Origin of the sequence: Winogradskyella psychrotolerans RS-3, from assembly GCF_000427335.1 — a bacterium.
GTDB classification, from domain to species: domain Bacteria; phylum Bacteroidota; class Bacteroidia; order Flavobacteriales; family Flavobacteriaceae; genus Winogradskyella; species Winogradskyella psychrotolerans.
Genome location: NZ_ATMR01000197.1, coordinates 1 through 582, shown reverse-complemented (window position 1 = coordinate 582; position 582 = coordinate 1). Strand labels below are relative to the sequence as shown.

General features: G+C 39.5%; 1 pseudogene. It reads left to right on the top strand.

The features are described from left to right. Positions 1-543 (top strand): annotated as a pseudogene (locus ADIWIN_RS16955) (hypothetical protein); the annotation flags it as partial. Positions 544-582 lie beyond the last annotated feature (39 nt).

Genomic DNA, 582 nt, shown 5'->3' with positions numbered 1-582 from the left:
CCTGTATCCACCACCTTTCTTTTGCTTAATGTATTTACCTACAAGGCAGGAACCATCATAGGGGTGATGCAAAAAAGTTTCATTGGGTATTTTGTAGCCTTTTTCCTTGCCATAATCGTCTGGTTTGTTTTAGAAAAATTTGTCACCAACTACCTAAAAGGCAAGCCAAGTAAATATTGGTACCCTCTTCAATGGATCATTTCAGGTTGTCTTTGGGCAGTTTGGATCATGCAGGATGCAGCCAATATAGCGGTGTTTCTTCCAAGAGAGCTGAATGTTTGGGAATTTTCTGCCTATACTGGCTTTGTATTTTTAGGGCTTGGTGTTCTTTTCTACATGAAAGGGGACAAAATTCAAGGTATTGTAAATGAAAAAACCAGGGTCACAGATGTAAGGGCAGCTACTATTGTAGATTTGGTATATGCTGTAATTCTTTTCTATTTCAAAGCATACAGTCAGATGCCTATGAGTACCACCTGGGTATTTATCGGACTTCTTGGAGGTAGGGAGCTTTCCATTGCACTGGCGAAATCAAAAAATTGAAAAAGCGAAAAGCAAGACTAGTAAGGGCTTATCGTATGG